The sequence below is a fragment of the Kineosphaera limosa NBRC 100340 genome, from assembly GCF_000298215.1.
Classification (GTDB): domain Bacteria; phylum Actinomycetota; class Actinomycetes; order Actinomycetales; family Dermatophilaceae; genus Kineosphaera; species Kineosphaera limosa.
Genome location: NZ_BAHD01000003.1, coordinates 83226 through 104445 on the forward strand (window position 1 = coordinate 83226; position 21220 = coordinate 104445).

The following is a 21220-nucleotide window of genomic DNA, read 5'->3' on the forward strand; positions in this document are numbered from 1 at the left end:
CGGCAGGCTCAGCGGTAGTTGACGAACTGCAGGGCGACGTCGAGGTCGGCGCCCTTGAGCATCTGCTGCACGGCCTGCAGGTCGTCCTTGCTCTTGCTGCTGACGCGCAGCTCGTCGCCCTGGATGACGGGCTTGACGGTCTTGCCGAACTCGTCGCGGATGAGTTTGCTGATCTTCTTGGCGTTGTCCTGGGTCAGGCCGTCGCGCAGGGCCGCCTCGAGCCGGTACTCCTTGCCCGACGGCTTCGGTGCTGGGCCGTTGTCGCCCATGTCGAGGGACTTCAGGGAGACCCCGCGCTTGACGAGCTTGGTCTGGAAGACGTCGAGCACCGCCAGCAGGCGCTCCTCAGTGTTGGCCTTCATGAGGATGCCCTCGCCGCTCCAGTCGATGGAGGCGCCGACGCCCTTGAAGTCGTACCGCTGGGAGATCTCCTTGGCGGCCTGGTTGAGGGCGTTGGCCACCTCCTGCTTGTCGGTCTTGCTGACGATGTCGAACGAACTGTCGGCCATGAGGCTCCTTCGATGGGTGGGGCTGTCGCGGGCGTCCGGCCGCGCGGCCGGACGCCGGTCGCCGACCTGATTGGACGCGACCCGGGGTCGGCTTGCTATCCTTCCAGACGCACCTGGCGGGTTGCCCGAGCGGCCAATGGGAGCGGACTGTAAATCCGTCGCGAGAGCTTCGAAGGTTCGAATCCTTCACCCGCCACCACAGCGCGAAGCCCCCGGTTCATCGGAACCGGGGGCTTCGTCGTCCGCGCACTCACAGGCCTCTGCACTGCGCGGATGCAGCTAGACCGGCTGCGCGGCGAGCCCTCGGGCAAGTTCGGTGAGCATGGCGTGAGCGGCGGGCAGGCTCGGGCCGTACCAGGTGAGCAGGCGGCCGTCGACGAGGCGGGTCGGGGTGCGCACGAAGGCCTCGGGGCCGTCGGTGGGGCTGAACGCGTAGGGCTCGTCGGGCAGCAGCACGACGTTGGCGCCGACCGAGTCGATGTCCGCCAGGTCGACGTGCGGGTAGCGGCCCTCCTCGCCGGCGAGCGCGTTGCGCAGACCGACGCGGCTGAGCAGGTCAGAGGTGAACGTCGCCGACCCCACGACCATCCACGGGTCCCGCCAGATCGGCACGGCCACCCGCGCCACCGGGGGCACCGGCGGACCGGACCAGAGCCGGTCCGACTCCTCGAGCCAGGCGGGCACCGATCCGCTGACGGCCAACAGCAGCCGATGCAGGGAGTCCAATGCCTGCGGCACCGTCTCGACGTCGGTGACCCAGACGCTCAGGCCCGCGTCGCGCAGTCGCCGCACGTCGAGCTCCCGGTTCTCCTCACGGTTGGCTACGACGAGGTCGGGCTGCAGCCGCATGATGGCGTGCCGGTCGGGGTTCTTCGTGCCGCGCACCCGCGTGACCTGCAGGTCGGCCGGGTGGGTGCACCAGTCGGTGGCGCCCACTAGGGCCTGCGGCACACACGAGGCGAGCGCCTCGGTCAGCGAGGGCACCAGGCTGACGATGCGGGCGGGTTGCTGCGGCAACGCAATCGGCGTGCCGAGATCATCGGTCACTGTGGGCATGATCGTTCACCATCTCATTTCTTTCGGACAGGGGACAGCCCCAAACGGCTAGGGCAGGGCGGGGCCGAACAGGAGGTTCGACCTCGCCGGCGGCATCATCGGCGCCATAAGGAGTGGTCGGCGCAGGCCGTAGGTGACCCGCGCCGGGGAAGGTTGGACCCCCGCGTCGGCACGCCCCCCGGGATCGTGCCGACGCGGCGGAGAACCAGGCGCCGGCCGGCTAGGCGGGCCGGTACACGGCGATGTGGTCGATGACCATCTGGGCCGGGAACCGTGTGTCGGCAGCGGGTTCGCCGCCCCACGTGCCGCCGACGGTGAGGTTGAGGATGACGAAGAACGGGTCCTCGAAGACCCACTCGTTCTCGCCGATGAGGTCGCGGTGCATCCGGTAGAACTCGTTGCCGTCGACGGAGAACACGAGCTCTTGCTCGTGCCAGTCCAGCGCGAACGTGTGGAACTCGTCGTTGAACGTCGAGCCCTCCGGCAGGTCGTACTTGGCGGTGTGCCCGGCGAGGGTATAGCCGGGGCCGTGCACCGACGCCCAGGCGCGGAACGGCTCGTCGCCGACGAGTTCCATGATGTCGATCTCACCGCTTTGCGGGTGCCCCACCTGTGGATAGTTCGCCCCGAGCAGCCAGAACGCCGGCCACAGACCCTGGCCCTTGGGCAGCTTCATCCGGGCTTCGACGCGGCCGTGGGCGACGGTCTTCTTGCCCTGGGTCGTGATCCGCCCGGAGGTGTAGCGGCACGGACCGTACCAGCAGTACAGCCCCGCGACGTTGTCGGAGCGGGCCGTCAGCACGAGGTTGCCGGCGCCGTCGAGCGAGGCGTTCTGCGGGCGATTCGTCGTGTACTCCAGGTTCTGGTTGCCGCGGCCGCTGCCGCCGAGCTCGTAGTTCCACATGGCGGGGTTCGGCGGCGCACCTGCGGGCCCGTCGAAGTCGTCGCGCCAGTCGAGCACGAGCTGCCGTTCAGGTGTCGGCTCGGGCGCCGGTTCAGGCGCCGCAGTGGGGTCTGGGGTGGGGGTCGGAGTCGGAGTCGGTGTGGGCGGTGTGGGCCGCTTCTTGGCCTGCCCCGGCGGCACCTTCTTGCCCGAGTCAGTCTGTGAAAAGGCCTGTGCTGGTGAGGTTTTCGCAGCTGCGGTGCTGTGTGCCGCAGGCCCGGAGCGGGTGGGGCCGGGGCCACTGTCAAGGGGTGGGGCGGCGTAGCCGGCGCCGCCGGCGAGCGCCAACGGCAACGTGGCAGCCGCCAGATCGGTGAGCATCCGGGTACTCATGAAGTCCCTCCATGGACGAGGCCGCGCGGCAGCAAGTCGGCAGCAAGCTGGCAGCGCGGGAGTGGGTCGGCTGCCTGTCGGTCGCCAGAGGGTGCCACCTGAGCGAGTGTCCGTTTCGTGCGGGTCGGCGCGTGCGGCCGCTGGGTCGGTGGGGCCGGCTTAGACGCCGGCGGCGTGTCGGCGAAACGCCGCGAGGCCGAACCGAGGCGCGCGCGACCGCGACGACGGGCCGGCCCCACAGCCTCCAGTCGCCGTTACTAAAACGTGACCTTTGCGACCGCCGAAGCGCGACGGGTCACTTCTGGGCGGCGCGAAGGTGGGTGCATGGTCACCCCCGACACCCCGGCCGACGCCACCGACGCATCGGCCGAGCAGGTCCTCGTGCAGCGTCACGGGGCGCGCGTCGACATCGTGCTCAACCGCCCGCAACAGCACAATGCGATGACCCCAGCGATGTACGGCGCGCTCACCCAGGCGTTCCGCGAACTCGCGGACGACATCGACGCGCGTGTCGTCGTCCTGCGGGGGGCCGGTGGCCGGGCGTTCGCGGCCGGCAACGACATTGCCGGCTTCGCGGGCCGCAGCGGTGCCGAGATCGTCGCCGACTACGAGAGTCGCGTCATGGGCATGCTCGACGCCCTCTTCGCGCTGCCGCAAGTGACGATCGCCGCGGTCGAGGGCATCTGCGTCGGTGGGGGACTGGCGGTCGCGACGTGCTGCGACGTGCGGCTGGCGACGGCTGACGCGCGCTTCGGGTATCCCATCGCGCGCACATTGGGCAATGCACTGAGTCGCTCGGTGCTGGCCCGCTGCCGGCACGTCTTCGGAGAGTCCCTGACCCGGGCCATGCTTCTCACCTCGCAACTGGTCGATGCCCGGCGGGCGTACGACGTCGGCGCGGTGCTGCAGGTGGCGCAGGACTCCCAGGCCTTGACGAACCTGCTCGACCAGGTGGCCGATGGCGTGGTGCGCTCCGCGCCGGTGACGATCGAAGTGACCAAGGCCCAACTCGCCGAGCTCACCTCCGCCGGCACCGCACCAGAGGCGGAGTTGCTGCGGGCCGTCTACTCCTCGCCGGGATTCGCCGAGGGGGTGCGCGCGTTCCTGGCCAAGGAGTCGCCCGCCTTCCCGCCCGAACGCCTGGGGCGCGGCGGCGGTTGAGGCGCCGAGTGTCCCGCGACCCGCAGTGCCGACGGACGTAGCGACTTCTTGACGTACTGGGAGCATCCATGCCCGGAGCCGCGACAGCGAATGTGCAGGTCAGAGCGATTCGCCGAAATGTGACGCCGTCGCGAGTACGTTGAGAAGTCGCTACGTCCCTCGAGCCGACGATCCCCGGCGAGGGTGTGGCCCTCGGGTGGAGTGCGGGCGCGGGCTGGCTGCGAAGGCTACTGGTGAGTAACATGGCGGGGTCGTCCGACGACGGGCGCGAAAGGGGCACGCAATGAAGCTGGGTCTGTCGCTGGGCTACTGGGGAGCGCGGCCGCCGCAGGGGGTCGACGAGCTCGTCACCGCAGCCGCGGACATGGGGTACGAGTCGATCTGGACCTCCGAGGCGTATGGCTCCGATGCGCTGACCCCGTTGACCTGGCAGGGCGCGCGCAACCCTGGCCTGCGGCTGGGCACCGCCGTGCTGCAGATGTCGGCGCGCACCCCGACCGCCACCGCCATGGCCGCCCTGACCCTCGATCATCTGACCGGCGGCAAGTTCGCCCTCGGTATCGGCGCCTCGGGCCCGCAGGTCGTCGAGGGCTGGTACGGCCAGCCCTATCCGCGGCCGCTGGCCCGCACCCGCGAATACGTCGCGATCTTGCGCCAAGCGCTGGCTCGAGCGGATGTCGAGTTCGACGGCGAGCACTACCAGGTGCCGCTGCAGGGGGGTGCCGGCCTGGGCAAGCCGCTGCACGCCACGATCCGCCCGCTGCGCACGGACCTGCCGATCCTCCTGGCCGCCGAAGGCCCTAAGAACGTGGCGCTGGCTGCCGAGATCGCCGACGGCTGGATTCCGCTGTTCTACGCCCCCGACGACGACGCCACCTATCGCGCGCGCCTCGCCGAGGGCTTCGCGCGCCGCGCCGCCGACGACGCCCGCCGCGTCGAGGACTTCGAGGTCGCCTGCCCGGTGCAGGTCGTGCTCGACGACGACGTGGAGGCCGCCGCCGACACGTTGCGCCCGATGATCGCCCTCTACGTCGGCGGGATGGGCGCCAAGGGCGCGAACTTCCACAACGAGGCCATCGCCCGGCTGGGCTTCGAGGCCGAATGCGCCGCCATCCAGGAGGCCTACCTGGCGGGCCGCCGCCAAGAGGCGATCGCCGCGGTGCCCACGAAGATGGTCGACAAGATCGCGCTCGTGGGCCCCAAGGCGCGCATCGCCGAGCGCTTCGCGCAGTGGGAATCCTCACTGGTCACCACCCTGCTCGTGGCTGGTGCACCGAAGGCGCTGCAGGCGCTGGCGCAGGTCGCCTGAGCAACCTCGGCCCGGGGCGCTACCCGACGCCGGAGGTTCTGAATCCGATATGCGGCGCCGCCAATCGCGCCCGGGAGCGCCGCCGCATTTAGGCTGCCCCCTATGACCGACGCGCGAAAGCCCTTCCTGCGACTCGACAACGGCGAGGAGCTGCCCATCAAGCCTCGCGGCTACCAGCTGATGAGCCGCCCGATGCTCAACCGCGGCACGGCCTTTACGCATGAGGAACGCACGGCCCTCGGCCTGACGGGCCTGCTGCCCCCGGGATCGAACACGCTGGAGATGCAGGTGCGGCGCGTCTACGCCCAGTACCAGTCGCAGGGTGACGACCTCAGCAAGAACGTCTTCCTCACCCAGATGCGTGACCGCAACGAGGTGCTCTTCTACCGGCTGCTGTCCGAGCACCTGGAAGAGATGCTGCCGATCGTCTACACCCCCACGATCGGCCAGGCCATCGAGCTGTACAGCGACTGGTACTCCCGCCCGCGTGGGGTCTACCTCTCGATCGACCGCCCGGAGGAGATGGAAGACTCCCTGAGCAACTACGGCTTGGACGCGGACGAGGTCGACCTGGTCGTCGTCACCGACTCCGAGGGCATCCTCGGCATCGGCGATCAGGGCGTCGGTGGCATCGCGATCACCACCGGCAAGCTGGCGGTCTACACCGCGGCGGCCGGCATCCACCCGCGCCGGTCCATCCCGATCGTCCTCGATGTCGGCACCGACAACCTGCGGCTGCTGAACAACGACAACTACCTCGGTGAGCGTCACGCCCGGGTGCGTGGCGAGCGCTACGACGAGTTCATCGACCGCTTCGTCCAGGTCGTCTCCCGGATGTTCCCGGGCGCGCTGCTGCACTGGGAGGACTTCGCGGCGGACAACGCCCACCGCATCCTGGCCAAGTACCGCGGCGAGCACTGCACCTTCAACGACGACATCCAGGGCACGGCGGCGGTCGTGCTGGCCGCCGCGCTGGCGGGTGTGCAGCGCATCGGCAGTCGCATGGCCGACCAGCGCATCGTCGTGTACGGGGCCGGCTCGGCCGGGGTCGGCATCGCCGAGGCCATGCGCGACGTGATGGTCAGCGAGGGGCTGAGCCGCGAGGAGGCCAACCGACGGTTCTGGTGCCTGGGCAGCCGCGGCCTCATCACCCAGGGCATGGGCAGCCGGGTGCGCGACTTCCAGGAGCCGTACGCCCGCCCCGACGACGAGGTCATCGGCTGGGCGTCGACGGGCAACCGCATCGGCCTGCTCGATGTCGTCCAGCGGGTGCAGCCGACCATCCTCATCGGCACCTCGGCGCAGGCGGGCGCCTTCACCCAGGAGGTCGTCACCGAGATGGCCAAGCACACCGCGCGGCCCATCATCATGCCGCTGTCGAATCCGACGCCGCGGGCCGAGGCCAAGCCGGTCGACATCGTCTCCTGGACCGACGGGCGGGCGCTCATCGCCACCGGATCCCCCTTCGCGCCCGTGCGGCACGGCGACGTCGTGCACTACATCGCGCAGGCCAACAACGCGCTCGTGTTCCCGGGCCTTGGCCTAGGCGTCTCGGTCAGCAAGGCGAGCCGCGTCTCCGATCGGATGATCGAGGCCTCGGCACGGGCCGTGGCCGACATGGCTCAGGACCGTGAGCCGGGGGCGCCGCTGCTGCCGTCGGTCGACCAGCTGCGGACCGTCTCCGCGGCCGTTGCGCTCGCCGTTTGCAAGGCCGCCGCGAAGGAGGACCTGGCGCGCGTCGAGCTGACCGATCCGGTGCAACAGGTCTTCGCGCAGATGTGGCAGCCCACGTACGCGAAGATCGTGCTCTAAGGCAACAATGACCGCGTGACCACAGGCTCAACTCGCCCGCAGCCGGACCAGCTGACTCGATCGGAGCGGCTGGACCGGCTGCCGTTCACCCGGGCGCACGGCAAGCTGCTGTTCGGCTCCGGCATCGGCTGGGCGCTGGACGCGATGGATGTCGGGCTCATCTCGTTCGTCATGCTGGCGCTGGCGCAACACTGGCAGTTGTCGCAGACGACGCTGGGCTGGATCGGCTCGATCGGCTTCCTCGGCATGGCGCTGGGGGCGAGTCTGGGCGGGCTGTTGGCCGACCGGATCGGGCGCCGGCAGGTGTTCGCGTTCAGCCTGCTGATCTACGGCCTCGCGACGGGGCTCTCGGCGCTGGCCACGGGCGTGGCGATGCTCATCGTGCTGCGCTTCATCGTGGGGCTGGGGCTGGGGGCGGAGCTACCGGTCGCCTCCACGTTGGTCAGCGAGTACTCCCCGCGCGCCATCCGGGGCCGCATGGTCGTGGCGCTGGAGTCGTTCTGGGCGGTCGGCTGGATCCTCGCGGCGCTCATCAGCTTCCTCGTCATCCCGGCCTCGGACGACGGCTGGCGGTGGGCGTTGGCGGTCGGCATCGTGCCGACGATGTACGCGGTCGTCGTGCGCTTCGGCCTGCCGGAGTCGGTGCGCTTCCTGGAGGCCAAGGGTCGCCACGAGGAGGCGGAGGCGGCGGTCCGCCGGTACGAGGAGTCGGCCGACATCCCGGCGCCGGCCCACGTCGTGGCCGATCAGCCGTCGGGCGAGGTCACCCCCGTCGACGATGCCGGCCCGCGGCACCTGTGGTCGGCGCCTTACCGGCGGCGCACCGCGGCGCTGTGGGCGGTGTGGTTCATGGTCAACTTCTCGTACTACGGCGCGTTCATCTGGCTGCCGAATCTCATCGCCGCCCAGGGTCACTCGCTGGTGCGTTCGCTGGAGTACACGCTCATCATCACGCTCGCGCAGCTGCCCGGCTATGCGCTGGCGGCCTGGCTCATCGAGGTGTGGGGGCGCCGTGCGACGCTGGCGAGCTTCCTGCTCGGCTCCGCGCTGGCCGCCGGGGCGTTCGGGATGCTGGCCGACAGCGCGACGACGATAGTCGTCTTCGGCATGTGCCTGTCGTTCTTCAACCTCGGCGCGTGGGGCGCCCTGTACGCGGTCTCTCCGGAGATCTACCCGACGGCGATCCGCGGCACGGGCACCGGCGCGGCCGCCGCCTTCGGCCGCATCGCCAGCATCCTGGCGCCCCTCTCGGTGCCCCCCATGCTGGCCCTCGGCGGCCAGGCCCTCGTCTTCGGTGTCTTCGGTGGCGCCTTCGCGATCGCGGCAGTAGCCGCCCTGTTCCTGCCCGAACTCAAGAACGCCGCCCTGGAAGAGACCGTCTGAGGCACCGCGCCACAACGGCAGCGGCGCCGGCTCCCCTTGGGTGGGGGAGCCGGCGCCGCTAGGGCTATCGGGCTTACAGGGCCGCGAGGATGTCGTCCACGCGCTCCTTGGCGTCGCCGAAGAGCATGACGGTGTTGTCGCGGAAGAACAGCGGGTTCTGCACGCCGGCGTAACCGGTGTTCATCGACCGCTTGAAGACGACGACCTCCTTGGCGTCCCACACGTGCAGCACGGGCATACCCGCGATGGGGCTGGTCGGGTCGTCGGTGGCGGCCGGGTTGACCGTGTCGTTGGCGCCGATGACGAGCACGACGTCGGTGTCGGAGAAGTCGTCGTTGATCTCGTCGAGCTCCAGCACGATGTCGTAGGGCACCTTGGCCTCGGCGAGCAGCACGTTCATGTGCCCGGGGAGGCGACCGGCGACCGGGTGGATGCCGAAGCGCACGTCCACGCCCTTGTCCCGCAGTTTCTGCGTGAGCGTGGCCACCGGGTACTGCGCCTGCGCGACGGCCATGCCGTAGCCGGGCGTGATGATGACCCGATCGGCGTTGGCCAGCGACTCGGCGACCTCCTGGGCGCTGACCTCGCGGTGCTCGCCGTAGTCCTTGGCCTCGCCGGTCACCGCACCGTCGGAGCCGAAGCCGCCGGCGATGACGGAGACGAACGAGCGGTTCATGCCCTTGCACATCACGTAGGACAGGTAGGCACCGGAGGAGCCGACGAGCGCACCGGTGACGATGAGCAGGTCGTTGCTGAGCATGAAGCCCGCCGCCGCCGCGGCCCACCCGGAGTAGCTGTTGAGCATCGAGACGACAACGGGCATGTCGCCGCCGCCGATCGCGGCCACGAGGTGGGCACCTAGGGCCAGCGAGACGAGGGTCATGAGCAGCAGCGGAATGACGCTCTCGGTCGCGACGAACCACACCATGAGCAGCAGCGAGGCGACGACCGCGCCGAGGTTGATGAGGTTGTGTCGCGGCAGGTTCAGCGGTGCCGACTTCATGCGGGCGCTGAGTTTGAGGAACGCGATGATCGAGCCGGTGAAGGTCACCGCACCGATGAAGATGCCGACGAAGATCTCCCCGGCGTGCACCGAGGCCATGCCGAGCAGTTCGAGTTCGAGCCGGCGTCGTGGCTCGTGGGCCTCGATGTAGGAGTTGAAGCCGACGAGCACGGCGGCCAGACCGACAAAGCTGTGCAGCAGCGCGATGAGCTGCGGCATCTCGGTCATCTCGACCTTGACGGCGCGCCAGATACCGACGGCGGCACCGATGGCCATGGCGATGATGATCATCGCCAGCGCGGCGACGCCGGAGATGTCGGTGGCCTTGAGGATGGTGGCGAAGATCGCCAGCGCCATTCCGCTGATGCCGAAGGCGTTGCCGAGTTTGCCGGTCTCGTGCTTGGAGAGCCCGGCCAGGGCGAGGATGAACAGCAGGGCCGCGACGATATAGGCGGCCTGGACGAAGGTTTCGATTGCCATCGTTACATCAGCCCTTCGTGAACATCGACAGCATGCGCTGGGTGACGGTGAAGCCACCGAAGACATTGATGCTCGCGACGAGGGTGGCTATGAAGGCCAGGACGAGGACGAGCGGATTACCGGATCCGAATTGCAGCATGCCGCCGACGATGATGATCGCCGAGACCGCGTTGGTCACCGACAGCAGCGGCGTGTGCAATGCGTGGTGCACGGCGCCGATCACGTAGAAGCCGATGACCACCGCGAGCATGAACACGGTGAAGTGCCCGAGGAACGACGGCGGGCTCACCGTGGCCATCGCCAGGAAGAGCACCGCGCCGATCCCGAGGGCCAGGACCTTCGATTGCCGCGACATCGGAGGCTTGGCCTTGGGTGGTTCTATCGGGGCGACGGCCTTCTGCGGGGCCGCCGAGACCTGGACCGGCGGCGGGGGCCACATGAGGGCGCCGTCGAGCACGACGGTCATGCCGCGCTGCACGACGTCCTCCATGTCGAGTACCAGCTGACCGTCCTTGCCGGGGGTCAGCAGCGTCAGGAGGTTGACGACGTTCGTGCCGTAGAGCTGGCTGGCCTGGGTGGGCAGCCGGCCCGCCAGGTCGGTGTAGCCCAGGATCGTCACGCCGTTGTCGGTGACGACCTTCTCGTCGGCGACCGATCCCGCGACGTTGCCACCCTGTGCCGCGGCCATGTCCACGATGACGCTGCCCGGCTTCATCGAGGCGACCATCTCGTCGGTGATGATGCGCGGCGCCGGGCGTCCGGGGATCAGGGCCGTCGTGATGATGATGTCGACGTCCTTGCACTGCTCCGCGTACATGAGCGCGGCTTTGGCCTCGTAGTCCTCGGAGGTTTCGCGGGCGTACCCGTCGGTGGAGACCTCCTCGGTGGTGTTGTCGACCGCGAGGAACTCGGCGCCCATCGAGCCGACCTGCTCGGCCACCTCCGGCCGCGGGTCGGTGGCCCGCACGATCGCGCCGAGGCTGCCCGCGGCGCCGATCGCCGCGAGGCCGGCGACACCGGCTCCGACGACGAGGACCTTGGCGGGCGGCACCTTGCCGGCGGCCGTGACCTGCCCGGTGAAGAACCGGCCGAACTCGTGCGCGGCCTCGACGACCGCGCGGTATCCGGCAATATTGGCCATCGAGGACAGCACGTCCATCGACTGGGCCCGCGAGATGCGCGGCACCGCGTCCATCGCCAGAGCCGTGATCGGCCGGGACGCCAGGCGCTCGACGAGTTCGGGCCGCAGCGCCGGCTGCAACAGGGAGATGAGCGTCGCCCCTTCGCGCAGGGCGTCGATCTCCTCGTCGCTGGGTGCTTCGATCTTTACGACGACATCGGCGCCCCAGGCGTCCTGGGTACTGCCGATGCGGGCTCCGGCGGCCTCGTAGGCCGCATCGGGGATGGTGGAGCGTTCGCCTGCGCCGGCCTCGATTACGACGTCGTAACCGAGCTTGCGCAGCTTCTCCACGGTGGGCGGGGTCGCCGCGACGCGTGTCTCGCCGGGCCTTGTCTCCTGAGGTACGCCGATGAGCACGCCTGCCTCCTTGTCGGACATCTGGTCAGCGGGCACGGGTGTTGACCCGCTTCGCCGCCGGTCCAGCCCGAGATGGCCGGTCGGTTGGCGAGGAGGATCGGGCTCGAGACGCGTGGGCGCGTCGTCGTGACCGCAAGAGGGAACTTACCGTGCGAGCGACGGGGCGGGTCAACGCATGGGTCGGCCAACCGCAGCTGGGCGTTGCTGAAGGCGGGGCGCGATCTCGCCACATGCGTGTGTGGAGGCTGGTGTTCCGGCGGTGTGGGTGCGCGGTAGGGTCGCAATACTGAACGCTGTTCGGTTCCCGTCGACGCCCACTTCAGGGCGGTCGGCGGGGGCCGCACGACCACCCGTGTCCCAGAGAGGAAAGCCCATGTCAGCACCCCAGCGCCAGGCCGGCACGCAGGAGGGCCGCGCCGCGCGCGCGACCGGCGGTGACGGCGCTCCCGAGCGCACTCGACGGCTGGGAGCACGCGATCTGGCGCTCATCGCCGTCTTCGCCGCCCTGATCGTCGTGCTGGGCATGCCGGGGGCGTTGTTCGCCGGGACGGCCGTGCCGATCACGCTGCAGACGCTCGGTGTCATGCTCGCGGCCGGGCTACTCGGCTGGCGCCGCGGTGCCCTGGTGTCGCTGACGATCATCGTGCTCGTTGCGGTGGGCCTGCCCGTGCTCGCCGGTGGCCGCGGTGGCCTCGGCGTCTTTGCCGGGCCCACGGTGGGCTACTTGCTCGCCTGGGTGCCCGCGGCCATGGTGACCGGCTACCTGCTCGAGCGGGCTCGGCGCCTCAACGCCGCCGTCGTCTTCGGGGCGATGGTGCTCGGCGGCATCGTCGTCATCCACCTGTTCGGCATCGTCGGCATGATGTGGCGGGCCGAGCTCAGCCTGAGCGCCGCGCTGGTGGCGGACGCCGTCTTCCTGCCTGGCGACCTCATCAAGGCTGTGCTGGCCACGGCGGTCGCTCTGGGGGTCTACCGCGCCGTGCCGGACCTGCTGCCGCGCCGCCCGCGGGCCTGACCTGCCCGCCCGTTCGTTGACGCCGCTCGTCCTCTGCGAGTCCGATCCGCGGCGGCTGTTCGAGGCCTTTTGGGGCGGCGTTCAGGAGGGTCGTGCGGTCGCGGTGCTCGACGCCCGCTGGCCGTCGGGGCTGGTGAGTCGGTCGCGTCGGCTCGTCGAGGCGGCGGCCAACTCGCTGCGCCCTGGCGATCTCGTGTTGTTCACCTCCGGCAGTGGTGGTCGCCCGCGGGCGGTGCATCGCAGCCTCGCCTCGTGGGAGGCGAGTCTTGCGCCGCTGACGCAGGTGCTGGGCAGCACCGCTGACGACGTCACGTGGCTGCCGGGTCACCCGACCTCGACCGCGGTGCTCTACGGCGCCTTTCACGCTGCGAGCCTCGGCGCGCCCGTGTGCTTCGCAGGCGAGCCGCGGGCCACGGCCCAGGCCCCCGAGCGGGCCGCCGCGCGCGTGGTGCACGCCGTGCCCTCGCTCGTGCCGGGGCTGCTGCGGGCGCACCGCGCCGGCGAGCTACCGGCGCTTCGGCTGATCGTCACCGCGGGAGACGCAGTCCCCGAGGCACTGCACGGAGCCTGCCGCGCCCAGGGTGTGCGTCTGGTCGCCTACTACGGAGCGGCTGAGCTGTCCTTCGTCGCGGTTCGCGGGCACGAGCTCGACCGCGACGAAGAAGACGGCGACCGCGAGGGCGACGAGGCGATGGAGGGGTATCGACCGTTCCCGGGAGTGGAGGTGCAGGTGCGCGACGGACTGTTGTGGAGCCGCTCGCCCTACCAGGCCTACGGCTACCTCCAGGCGCCGGAGGAGTCGCCGGAGAAGCCGCACGACGACGGCCCACTGCGCCACGACGACGGCCCACTGCGCCGTGATGCGCAGGGCTTCGCGACGGTCGGCGACCACGCGGTCCTACGGCAGGTCGCCGGCGGACCCGCCCGGGTGCAGGTGCTCGGGCGAGCCGACGCGGCCGTCACCGTCAGCGGCCACACCGTCATCGCCGAGGAGGTCGAGTTGGCGCTACGCGCCGCGCCGGGGATCGGTGATGTCGTCGTCGTCGGGGTGCCCGACCCGGTCCACGGGCAGCGGATCGCCGCCCTGTGGACCGGCTCCTCGGACGCAGACATCAGGGGAGCCGTCGCGGCCCTACCGCGGCCTGCCAGGCCCCGTTCGTGGCACCACCTGCCCGCCCTACCGCGCACCACCGGCGGCAAACCCGACCGCGCCGCAGCCCGTCGCCTCGCCGAGCAGCTGCGCGCACCAGCAGGTGGTGCCGCTCATGAGTGACCTGGCCCCGAACACGCCCGTCGTCGTGGCGGCCGCCCGCACCCCCATCGGCACAGCCGGGCACGCGCTGGCAGACGTCGACGCAGCGGGGCTGGCCGCGCCGGTGCTGCGGGCCCTGGCCGATCGCGTCGCGCAGCGTCGAGCGGCGGCAGGTGAGTCGGAGCCACTGCGCGTCGCCCACGTCGTGCTCGGCAACTGCCTGGGGCCGGGCGGCAATATCGCCCGAGTGGCCGCCCTGGCGGCCGGCCTGGGGCAGCACGTGCCGGCGGTCAGCGTCGATCGCCAGTGCGGCAGCGGCCAGGAGGCGATCCATCAGGGCGCGGCACTCGTGGCCCTCGGCCACGCCGACCTGGTGCTCGCCGGGGGAGTGGAGTCGGCCAGCACGGCCCCCTGGCGCGTCGCCCGGCCCGCCGGCGCGACCCAGTCCGATCCGCCGCCCGGCCTGCCCGCCTACGCCCGGGCGCCGTTCGCCCCGCCGGGCTACGCCGACCCCGACATGGGCGCGGCGGCCCAAGCGGTGGCCGACCGCTTCGGCATCGACCGCGCCCGGCAGGACGAGTACGCCGCCCGCTCCCACTCCCGCACACTGTTGTGTGCGGATCGGCTGGCGGCGGAGATCGTGCCCGTGGCGGGCGTCGCCGGCGACGAGCGGCCCCGACGCCTCGATCCGCGGGTGCTGGCCCGGCTGCCCGGAGCCTTCGCGCCCGGCGGGAGCGTGACCGCCGGCAACTCCTGCGGAGTCAGCGACGGGGCGGCGGCCGTCGCCATCGTCCCGGAGCGGGTGCGCGCCCAGCTCGGCCTGCCGGGCCTGGCGATCCTGGACTGGCACGCCGGTGCCGGCGACCCGGCGCTGCCCGGCATCGGCCCCGTGGAGGTCGTCCGAGAGCTGCTGCGGCGGATGAAGCTGCCGATCGGCGCCCTGACCGCCGTCGAGATCACCGAGGCCTTTGCCGCACAGGTGCTGGCCTGCACCGACGCACTGGGCCTCGACCCGCTCGGGCGCGACGACGACGTCGTGTGCTCCTGGGGCGGCGCCATCGCCCTGGGCCACCCGTGGGGCGCCTCCGGGGCGCTGCTCGTGGTGCGCCTCTTCCACCGGCTCATGGCAGCCCGGCCCGACTCGGACTCCGGCCCACTCTTGGGGCTGGCGACCTGCGCCATCGGGGGTGGCCAAGGCCTGGCCATGGTGCTGCAACGGGTGTCGCACGGGGTGTCGGAAAAGCACGGTGTGTCGGAAAAGGTGGAGTCATGATCGTCATCGAGGGCGTGCACCACGCCTACGGCGAGCGGCAGGTGCTGCGCGGCATCGACCTGGAGCTGAGCGAGCCGCGGGTCGGCATCGTCGGCGCCAACGGCTCGGGCAAGTCGACGCTGGCCCGGATGCTCAACGGCCTCGTGACCCCCACCTCCGGGAAGGTCACGGTCGACGGGCTCGATGTGGCCCGTCACGGTGGCGCCGTGCGCAAGCGGGTCGGTTTCGTGTTTCCCGACCCCGACGCGCAGATCGTCATGCCGACGGTCGCCGAAGACGTCGCCTTTTCCCTGCGCCGGCAGAAGCTCTCGACGCAGGAGCGCGACGAACGGGTGGGTGGGGTGCTGGCGCGGTTCGGGCTGGCCGAGCACGCCGATCACCCGGCCCACCTGCTCTCCAGCGGGCAGAAGCAACTGCTCGCGTTGGCGGCGGTGCTCGTCACCGAACCTACGGTGCTCGTGGCCGACGAGCCGACGACCCTGTTGGACCTGCGCAACGCCCGCGCCATCACGCGCCTCCTGGGCGACCTCGACCAGCAGGTCGTGCTCGTCACCCATCAGCTGTCCCTGCTCGCCGGCTGGGACCGGGTCGTCGTCATCGACGACGGCCTCGTCGTGGCCGACGGCCCGCCCGCCGAATCACTGGGCACCTACCAACGGCTCATGGAGACGCAGTGAAAGGGCTGACGCAGTGAGAGGGCTGACGCCGTGATCGGCTTCTACGTCGCGGGCGACTCCGCGGTGCACCGCGCCCGCCCCGGACTCAAGGTGGCGCTGCTGCTGGCGCTGACCACGGTGCTGGTGGTCGTACGCACCTGGGAGGTCGTCACCGGGGCGGCGGTGCTCGTCGCGCTCGTGGGCCTCTGGGCGGGTCTGGGGCTGCGCGGGCTGGGACGGCTGGTGTGGCCGCTGCGGTGGATCGTGCTCGTGCTCACACCGGTGCAGGCCTGGCTCACTGGCTGGGAGCGGGCCTACGTCATCGTCGGCGGCCTCGTCGTGGCGATCGGGGCCGCGGCGCTGGTCAGTGCCACCACGCGGGTGGCCGACATGACGGACGCGATCATGACCGTGCTGCGCCCCCTGGGCCGTCTCGGCCTGGATGTCGAGCGGGTGGGCCTGGTCATCGCCCTGTCGATCCGGTCGGTGCCGGTGTTGCTCGACGCCCTGCGCACGGTTCGCGAGGCCCGGGCCGCCCGCGGCATGCGCCTGACCCCGGACACTCTCTTGACCCCGCTCGTCATCCGAGCGGTCCGCCACGCCGACCGGGTCGGTGACGCCCTGGCCGCCCGCGGCGTCGACGACTGACGCCCTCGACCAGGCGATTTCACTCTGGCGCACCGCGTCAGGTATGGTCGTCCCTGCATGTCAGCGCGCTGCGCGCGCACTGGCAGGCCCCGATAGCTCAGTCGGCAGAGCGTCTCCATGGTAAGGAGAAGGTCTAGGGTTCGATTCCCTATCGGGGCTCCGGTCACGACCGCGCCCGCCGCATCCGGCTCCCACTGGTTCTGGAGGCGGCGGTGTTCGTGTCGAGACCATGGCGGGGTAGCTCAGGTGGTTAGAGCACACGACTCATAATCGTGGTGTCGCGGGTTCAAGTCCCGCCCTCGCTACCAGCGCTTTTCGGGATCCTCCAGCACATCACGTAGGCTGGAGAGTCCGTGTGCCCGCGTCGGGCACCGCGCTGATCCGACCCGATAGTTCGAAAGTCAGGTAGTCCTGTGGCCAGCAAAGCCAGTGAGGTCCGTCCGAAGATCACGCTCGCGTGCGTGGACTGCAAGGGCCGCAACTACATCACCAAGAAGAACCGTCGTAACGACCCCGACCGGCTCGAGCTCGCGAAGTTCTGCCCGCGCTGCGGCAAGCACACCGCGCACCGCGAGACTCGCTGACTTCCAGCCTCCGGTCGACTCGATCGACTCGCGACGAAGGCCGCCACCGGCACCCGGTGGCGGCCTTCGCACGTTCGATCCGCCCTAAGGTGGTCGCCATGTCAGTCAACGCCTCCTTCGAGGGACGCACCTACCCGGCCGGGGAGACCTTTCTCGTCGGCCGCGAGCACATTCGGGATTTCGCCCAGGTGCTCGGCGCCCACAGCCCGCTGCACCACGACGTCGCGGCCGCGCAGGCGGCCGGCCACCGCGACCTCGTCGCGCCGCCGACCTTCGCAGTCGTGATTGCTCAACGCGTCGAGTCGCAGTTCATCACCGACCCGCAGGCGCAGATCGACTTCACCCGGGTCGTCCACGGCGAGGAGAAGTTCGTGCACCACGCCCCGCTGACCGCCGGTGACGAGATCGTCGGCGTGCTGCACGTCGACCGGGTCCGCGAGGTCGCCGGCAACGCGATGGTCACCACCCGCGTCGAGCTGGCCACCGTCGACGGCGACTCCCGCGCCACTGTCACCTCCAGCCTCATCGTGCGCGGGGAGGACCAGTGAGCACCCTGACCGTGGCCGACGTGCGCGTCGGTGACCAGCTGCCGCCCCTGCGCATCGATGTCGACCGCGCCCGGCTCGTGCACTATGCCGGAGCCAGCGGCGACCGCAACCGCATCCACTGGGACGAGCGCTTCGCCACCGGCGTCGGCCTGCCCGACGTCATCGCTCACGGCATGTTCACGATGGGTGCCGCCGTCGAGGCCGTCACCGCGTGGTGCGGTCGGCCTGATCGGATCGTCGAGTACGGCACGAAGTTCGTCGGCATGGTGCCGGTGCCGCACGAGGGCGGCGCGAGCGTCGATGTCGCCGGCACCGTCAAGAAGATCGACGAGGAATCGGGCCGAGTCACCGTCGAGCTCGCCGTGACCTGCGCGGGCACCAAGGTGCTCGGTCGCGCGCTCGTGGTCGTCGCTCTGCGGGAGCGCTGAGCCGGTGTCCTCGGTCTCTCCCTACGACCTCTCGGAGGCCGCGTCCGGCCTCGTCCGGGCTCCCGACCTCGACGGTGACGCCTGCGCCGCGATCGTGCGCGACCCGGGCCCGCTCCCACCAACCCCGGCTCCGCCGGTGTCCGCCACTTCGGACGGGGTCCGGTTGGCGGAGCTGACGACGATGCGCGTGGGAGGCCCGGCCCGGCGGGTCGTCACCGCCACGGACCCCGCGCAGGTCGTCGCCGCCGTGCAAGCCGCCGACGACGCCGGCGAGCCGCTGCTCGTGCTGTCCGGAGGCTCCAACCTGCTCGTGGCCGACGAGGGCTTCGAGGGCACGGTGCTGCGCATCGCGTCCCGGGGGATCCACGTGGAGTCCGCCGACCTGTGTTCCGGCGCCGTCGTCAAGGTTGCGGCCGGAGAGGTGTGGGACGAGGTCGTGCAGGTCGCTGTCGAGCAGGGTTGGGCCGGCGTCGAGGCGCTCTCCGGGATTCCTGGTCTCACCGGGGCGACCCCGGTGCAGAACGTCGGCGCCTACGGCCAGGACGTCTCGCAGACGATCGCGCGGGTGCGCACCTGGGACCGGCTGGAGGGACGGATCCGCACCTTCACCGCCTCGGACTGCCAGTTCTCGTACCGGCATTCGCGGTTCAAGGGCGCCATGACGGGTGCCAGCCCCCGGTTCGTGGTGCTGGAGGTGATGTTCCAGCTCGAGATCGCCGACCTCTCGCGACCCATCGCGTACGCCGACCTGGCCCGCGGCCTCGGAGTCGATCTGGGCACCCGGGTGCCGCTGGCCGACGCCCGCGCCGCCGTCCTGCAGCAGCGCGCCCGGCGGGGGATGGTGCTCGACGCCCCCGACCACGACACGTGGAGCTGCGGCTCGTTCTTCACCAACCCCATCCTGAGCGCCGCCGACTTCGAGCAGTTGCGGGTCCGCGTCACGGCGCGGCTCGGCGACGAGGCAACCCCGCCCGCCTTCCCGGAGGCTGACGGCGCCGTCAAGACGAGCGCCGCGTGGCTCATCGACAAGGCCGGGTTCACCAAGGGCTACGGGCTGCCCGGCCCGGCGGCTCTCTCCACCAAGCACACGCTGGCGCTCACCAACCGGGGCGACGCCCGGGCCGCCGACGTGCTCGCGCTCGCCCGAGAGGTCCGTGACGGGGTCGCCGACACGTTCGGGGTGCGCCTGGTCAACGAGCCGGTGCTCGTCGGCCTGGAGCTCTAATCGAGCCTGGCCGGCACGGCAGCTCAGCCCCGCGGCCCCACGGGCCGCACGCGCAAGGGGCGCGCCTGGTGGCGCGCCCCTTGCTGGTGTCTGGTCGGCGGCGTGCTCAGCGCAGCCCCTCGATCTCGTCCGCGAGGTTCTCGGCATTGAGGCCGACGACGATCTGCACGACGTTGCCCGCTGTGATGACCCCGTGCGCACCGGCCTGCTTGAGCTTGCGCTCGTCGACGATGCCCGGGTCCGACAGTTCGGTGCGCAGGCGGGTGGTACAGGGCTCGATCTCGACGATGTTCTCGCTGCCGCCGAGGGCGGCGAGGATGTCGGAAGCCTTGCTCATTGGGCGTGTCCTCACTGGTCGTGTGGGTCGGCGGGGCCGACGTCGGGTCGCCTCTCAGTCTCCCGGCTGCATGGGCGGCGCATCAAACTCCCCGGGACCCCGTCCGCCAGCTGATCGCGCAGGTGACCGCACTGTGGATGGCCCGACCGCTCCCGCGTGGACAACGCCCGGCGGGCGTGGGGCAGCCGATCCCCGTAACTTGCCGCGCACCGGGCGTCGCGCCTCCCGCTCGCCGACCCGGCGCCGCAGGACTATGGGAGGCGCAGGATCATAGGTGCGTCGATGGTGAGGCCGGGGGGACACCGCCAGGCAGCACGATCCAGCTCGATGCAGGCACGTGCAGCACGGAAGGAACGCCATGACCACGTTGGACTCGAACTCCGCTCGGCGCGTCAATCTGGCCGGCCTGCAGAAGTTCGGTCGCAGCCTCATGCTCCCGATTGCCGCGCTGCCCGTGGCGGGCCTCATGCTGCGGTTGGGTTCGCCGGACCTGCTCGGCGACGACGGTCTGGGCTGGGGACCTGTCGCCGCCGTCATCGGAGCGGCGGGCGGAGCGCTGTTCACTCATCTGCCGCTGTTGTTCGCGGTGGGCGTCGCGATCGGTTGGGCCCGCAAGTCCGACGGTTCGACCGCGCTGGCCGCTGTCGTCGGCTACCTGACGTACAAGGCCGTCGGCGACGCGATGAGCCCCTACATCCTCGGGGTAGCACCGGCAGGCGAGACCCAGAGACTCATCAACTTCGGGGTGCTCGGCGGCATCCTCGTCGGCCTCCTCGCCGGCTGGCTGTGGCAGCGCTTCCACCGCATCGCCCTACCGGAGTACCTGGCGTTCTTCGGGGGCCGCCGGTTCGTGCCGATCGTCACCGCCTTCGCCGCGCTCGGGCTGTCGGTGGTCATGGCGTTCATCTACCCCGCGTTCGACACCGGTCTGACCTCCATCGGCGAGTGGGTCAGCCAGAACACCGTCATCGGCGGCTTCGTCTACGGCACCCTCAACCGGCTGCTCATCCCGTTGGGTCTGCACCACATCCTCAACTCAGTGCCGTGGTTCCTGCTCGGCTCGTTCGATACGACCGGTGGCGTCGTGCACGGCGACATCGCTCGCTTCCTGTCCGGAGACCCGACCGCCGGCGCGTTCATGACCGGTTTCTTCCCCATCATGATGTTCGCGCTGCCCGCCGCGGCCCTGGCGATGGCCCAGGAGGCGCGCCCGGCCGCCCGCAAGGCCACCTTCGGCCTCATGTTCTCCGTGGCCCTGACCGCCTTCCTCACCGGCGTCACCGAGCCGCTGGAGTTCGCGTTCATGTTCGTGGCCTGGCCGCTGTACGTGCTGCACGCGGTGCTGACCGGCACCTCGATGGCTCTGGTCAACGCCCTCGGCATCCGCGACGGATTCTCGTTCTCGGCGGGGCTGTTCGACTTCGTCCTCAACTGGCGCATCGCCGAACAACCGGGCCTGCTCATCGTCGTCGGGCTCGGCTATGCGGTGGTCTACTACGTGCTGTTCCGGTTCGCCATCCGCCGCTGGAACTTGCGCACGCCTGGCCGCGAGGAGGAGACCGACGCGATGGAGGCGTCCGGGCCGGCGGGGGCGAACGTTGGCTCCGATAGTCCCGGTGCGGGCGGCCCCGGTGCGGGCGGCCCCGGTGCGGGCGGCTCGGGCTCCGGCCCGGCGAGCGGTGGCTCACCCGGCACTCACCCTGGAGCGCCGCACCAGCGTCCGTAACC

At 70.8% G+C, this 21220-nt stretch carries 20 protein-coding genes and 3 tRNA genes; 17 read left to right on the plus strand and 6 right to left on the minus strand.

All coding sequences use genetic code 11. The features are described from left to right. Positions 1-8: 8 nt before the first annotated feature. The gene (locus tag KILIM_RS00745) at positions 9-509 is read right to left on the minus strand and encodes a YajQ family cyclic di-GMP-binding protein (RefSeq protein ID WP_006590685.1); all 501 of its coding nucleotides are present in this window, start codon (positions 507-509) and stop codon (positions 9-11) included. 115 nt (positions 510-624) lie between these two features. Between KILIM_RS00745 and KILIM_RS00750 the strand changes: the two genes are divergently transcribed. Beyond that, a tRNA-Tyr gene (locus tag KILIM_RS00750) sits at positions 625-708 on the plus strand. A gap of 80 nt (positions 709-788) precedes the next feature. On the opposite strand, the gene KILIM_RS00755 is transcribed toward KILIM_RS00750, so the two are convergent. Beyond that, a complete protein-coding gene (locus KILIM_RS00755; RefSeq protein WP_006590686.1) occupies positions 789-1565 on the minus strand; it encodes a helical backbone metal receptor in 777 nt (258 codons plus the stop codon). A gap of 220 nt (positions 1566-1785) precedes the next feature. Continuing rightward, on the minus strand, positions 1786-2841 hold the full coding sequence (locus KILIM_RS00760; protein ID WP_006590687.1) for a glycoside hydrolase family 16 protein: 1056 nt from the start codon (positions 2839-2841) through the stop codon (positions 1786-1788). A gap of 324 nt (positions 2842-3165) precedes the next feature. Here KILIM_RS00760 and KILIM_RS00765 point away from each other — a divergent pair, with 324 nt between their 5' ends. The 4 genes from KILIM_RS00765 to KILIM_RS00780 all read left to right on the plus strand — a co-directional run bounded on the left by KILIM_RS00765 (position 3166) and on the right by KILIM_RS00780 (position 8506). Beyond that, positions 3166-4002 (plus strand): enoyl-CoA hydratase-related protein, encoded by an 837-nt coding sequence (locus KILIM_RS00765; protein WP_006590688.1) that lies wholly within the window; start codon positions 3166-3168, stop codon positions 4000-4002. 283 nt (positions 4003-4285) lie between these two features. Continuing rightward, positions 4286-5311, plus strand: coding sequence for an LLM class F420-dependent oxidoreductase (locus KILIM_RS00770; protein WP_006590689.1), 1026 nt, complete (start codon positions 4286-4288; stop codon positions 5309-5311). 102 nt (positions 5312-5413) lie between these two features. Beyond that, positions 5414-7123, plus strand: coding sequence for an NAD-dependent malic enzyme (locus tag KILIM_RS00775; protein WP_006590690.1), 1710 nt, complete (start codon positions 5414-5416; stop codon positions 7121-7123). A 15-nt stretch (positions 7124-7138) separates the two neighbouring features. Then, positions 7139-8506: an MFS transporter gene (locus KILIM_RS00780; RefSeq protein WP_006590691.1), complete on the plus strand. Its 1368-nt coding sequence runs from the start codon at positions 7139-7141 to the stop codon at positions 8504-8506. Between the two features lie 73 nt (positions 8507-8579). Here the strand turns inward: KILIM_RS00780 and pntB are convergent, their stop codons facing one another. Together pntB and KILIM_RS00790 are read right to left on the minus strand one after the other, a co-directional pair. After that, positions 8580-9989: a Re/Si-specific NAD(P)(+) transhydrogenase subunit beta gene (pntB, locus tag KILIM_RS00785; RefSeq protein ID WP_006590692.1), complete on the minus strand. Its 1410-nt coding sequence runs from the start codon at positions 9987-9989 to the stop codon at positions 8580-8582. A 7-nt stretch (positions 9990-9996) separates the two neighbouring features. Then, positions 9997-11547, minus strand: a complete 1551-nt coding sequence (locus tag KILIM_RS00790; RefSeq protein WP_218880131.1) for a Re/Si-specific NAD(P)(+) transhydrogenase subunit alpha — start codon at positions 11545-11547, stop codon at positions 9997-9999. 352 nt (positions 11548-11899) lie between these two features. On the opposite strand from KILIM_RS00790, the gene KILIM_RS00795 reads away from it, so the two are divergent. From KILIM_RS00795 to KILIM_RS00845, 11 genes are all read left to right on the plus strand, one after another. Further along, a complete protein-coding gene (locus KILIM_RS00795; protein ID WP_006590694.1) occupies positions 11900-12541 on the plus strand; it encodes a biotin transporter BioY in 642 nt (213 codons plus the stop codon). A gap of 16 nt (positions 12542-12557) precedes the next feature. Continuing rightward, positions 12558-13814 (plus strand): AMP-binding protein, encoded by a 1257-nt coding sequence (locus KILIM_RS00800; protein WP_006590695.1) that lies wholly within the window; start codon positions 12558-12560, stop codon positions 13812-13814. Continuing rightward, positions 13807-15066 carry a thiolase family protein gene (locus KILIM_RS00805; protein WP_006590696.1) on the plus strand — a complete coding sequence of 420 codons (1260 nt, stop codon included), beginning with the start codon at positions 13807-13809 and terminating at the stop codon, positions 15064-15066. Before KILIM_RS00800 ends, KILIM_RS00805 begins: the two co-directional genes overlap by 8 nt. Then, complete coding sequence (locus KILIM_RS00810; protein ID WP_006590697.1) at positions 15063-15743, plus strand: energy-coupling factor ABC transporter ATP-binding protein; 681 nt, start codon at positions 15063-15065, stop codon at positions 15741-15743. The genes KILIM_RS00805 and KILIM_RS00810 overlap by 4 nt, the downstream gene beginning before the upstream one ends. A gap of 30 nt (positions 15744-15773) precedes the next feature. Further along, positions 15774-16370: an energy-coupling factor transporter transmembrane component T family protein gene (locus tag KILIM_RS00815; protein WP_006590698.1), complete on the plus strand. Its 597-nt coding sequence runs from the start codon at positions 15774-15776 to the stop codon at positions 16368-16370. 86 nt (positions 16371-16456) lie between these two features. Next, a tRNA-Thr gene (locus KILIM_RS00820) sits at positions 16457-16529 on the plus strand. Between the two features lie 72 nt (positions 16530-16601). After that, a tRNA-Met gene (locus KILIM_RS00825) sits at positions 16602-16678 on the plus strand. Positions 16679-16783: 105 nt separating this feature from the next. Beyond that, a complete protein-coding gene (gene rpmG / locus KILIM_RS00830; RefSeq protein ID WP_006590699.1) occupies positions 16784-16954 on the plus strand; it encodes a 50S ribosomal protein L33 in 171 nt (56 codons plus the stop codon). A gap of 98 nt (positions 16955-17052) precedes the next feature. Continuing rightward, on the plus strand, positions 17053-17502 hold the full coding sequence (locus KILIM_RS00835; protein WP_006590700.1) for an FAS1-like dehydratase domain-containing protein: 450 nt from the start codon (positions 17053-17055) through the stop codon (positions 17500-17502). Further along, entirely contained in the window at positions 17499-17930 is a 432-nt protein-coding gene (locus tag KILIM_RS00840; protein ID WP_006590701.1) for a MaoC family dehydratase, read from the plus strand. Before KILIM_RS00835 ends, KILIM_RS00840 begins: the two co-directional genes overlap by 4 nt. 136 nt (positions 17931-18066) lie before the next feature. Then, entirely contained in the window at positions 18067-19155 is a 1089-nt protein-coding gene (locus tag KILIM_RS00845) for a UDP-N-acetylmuramate dehydrogenase (RefSeq protein WP_040561788.1), read from the plus strand. Positions 19156-19261: 106 nt separating this feature from the next. On the opposite strand, the gene KILIM_RS00850 is transcribed toward KILIM_RS00845, so the two are convergent. Next, on the minus strand, positions 19262-19492 hold the full coding sequence (locus tag KILIM_RS00850) for a PTS sugar transporter subunit IIB (protein ID WP_006590703.1): 231 nt from the start codon (positions 19490-19492) through the stop codon (positions 19262-19264). Between the two features lie 358 nt (positions 19493-19850). Here KILIM_RS00850 and KILIM_RS00855 point away from each other — a divergent pair, with 358 nt between their 5' ends. Further along, the gene (locus KILIM_RS00855) at positions 19851-21218 is read left to right on the plus strand and encodes a PTS transporter subunit EIIC (RefSeq protein WP_006590704.1); all 1368 of its coding nucleotides are present in this window, start codon (positions 19851-19853) and stop codon (positions 21216-21218) included. Positions 21219-21220: the final 2 nt, after the last annotated feature.

What these genes read in the sequence shown, in the direction of transcription:
- KILIM_RS00805 (WP_006590696.1), top strand. Translation starts at nt 13,807, where the DNA reads ATGAGTGACCTGGCCCCGAACACGCCCGTCGTCGTGGCGGCCGCCCGC.
- KILIM_RS00850 (WP_006590703.1), bottom strand. Translation starts at nt 19,492, where the DNA reads ATGAGCAAGGCTTCCGACATCCTCGCCGCCCTCGGCGGCAGCGAGAAC.
- pntB (WP_006590692.1), bottom strand. Translation starts at nt 9,989, where the DNA reads ATGGCAATCGAAACCTTCGTCCAGGCCGCCTATATCGTCGCGGCCCTG.
- KILIM_RS00760 (WP_006590687.1), bottom strand. Translation starts at nt 2,841, where the DNA reads ATGAGTACCCGGATGCTCACCGATCTGGCGGCTGCCACGTTGCCGTTG.
- KILIM_RS00770 (WP_006590689.1), top strand. Translation starts at nt 4,286, where the DNA reads ATGAAGCTGGGTCTGTCGCTGGGCTACTGGGGAGCGCGGCCGCCGCAG.
- KILIM_RS00810 (WP_006590697.1), top strand. Translation starts at nt 15,063, where the DNA reads ATGATCGTCATCGAGGGCGTGCACCACGCCTACGGCGAGCGGCAGGTG.
- KILIM_RS00755 (WP_006590686.1), bottom strand. Translation starts at nt 1,565, where the DNA reads ATGCCCACAGTGACCGATGATCTCGGCACGCCGATTGCGTTGCCGCAG.
- KILIM_RS00855 (WP_006590704.1), top strand. Translation starts at nt 19,851, where the DNA reads ATGACCACGTTGGACTCGAACTCCGCTCGGCGCGTCAATCTGGCCGGC.
- KILIM_RS00765 (WP_006590688.1), top strand. Translation starts at nt 3,166, where the DNA reads ATGGTCACCCCCGACACCCCGGCCGACGCCACCGACGCATCGGCCGAG.
- KILIM_RS00795 (WP_006590694.1), top strand. Translation starts at nt 11,900, where the DNA reads ATGTCAGCACCCCAGCGCCAGGCCGGCACGCAGGAGGGCCGCGCCGCG.
- KILIM_RS00745 (WP_006590685.1), bottom strand. Translation starts at nt 509, where the DNA reads ATGGCCGACAGTTCGTTCGACATCGTCAGCAAGACCGACAAGCAGGAG.
- KILIM_RS00775 (WP_006590690.1), top strand. Translation starts at nt 5,414, where the DNA reads ATGACCGACGCGCGAAAGCCCTTCCTGCGACTCGACAACGGCGAGGAG.
- KILIM_RS00835 (WP_006590700.1), top strand. Translation starts at nt 17,053, where the DNA reads ATGTCAGTCAACGCCTCCTTCGAGGGACGCACCTACCCGGCCGGGGAG.
- KILIM_RS00790 (WP_218880131.1), bottom strand. Translation starts at nt 11,547, where the DNA reads ATGTCCGACAAGGAGGCAGGCGTGCTCATCGGCGTACCTCAGGAGACA.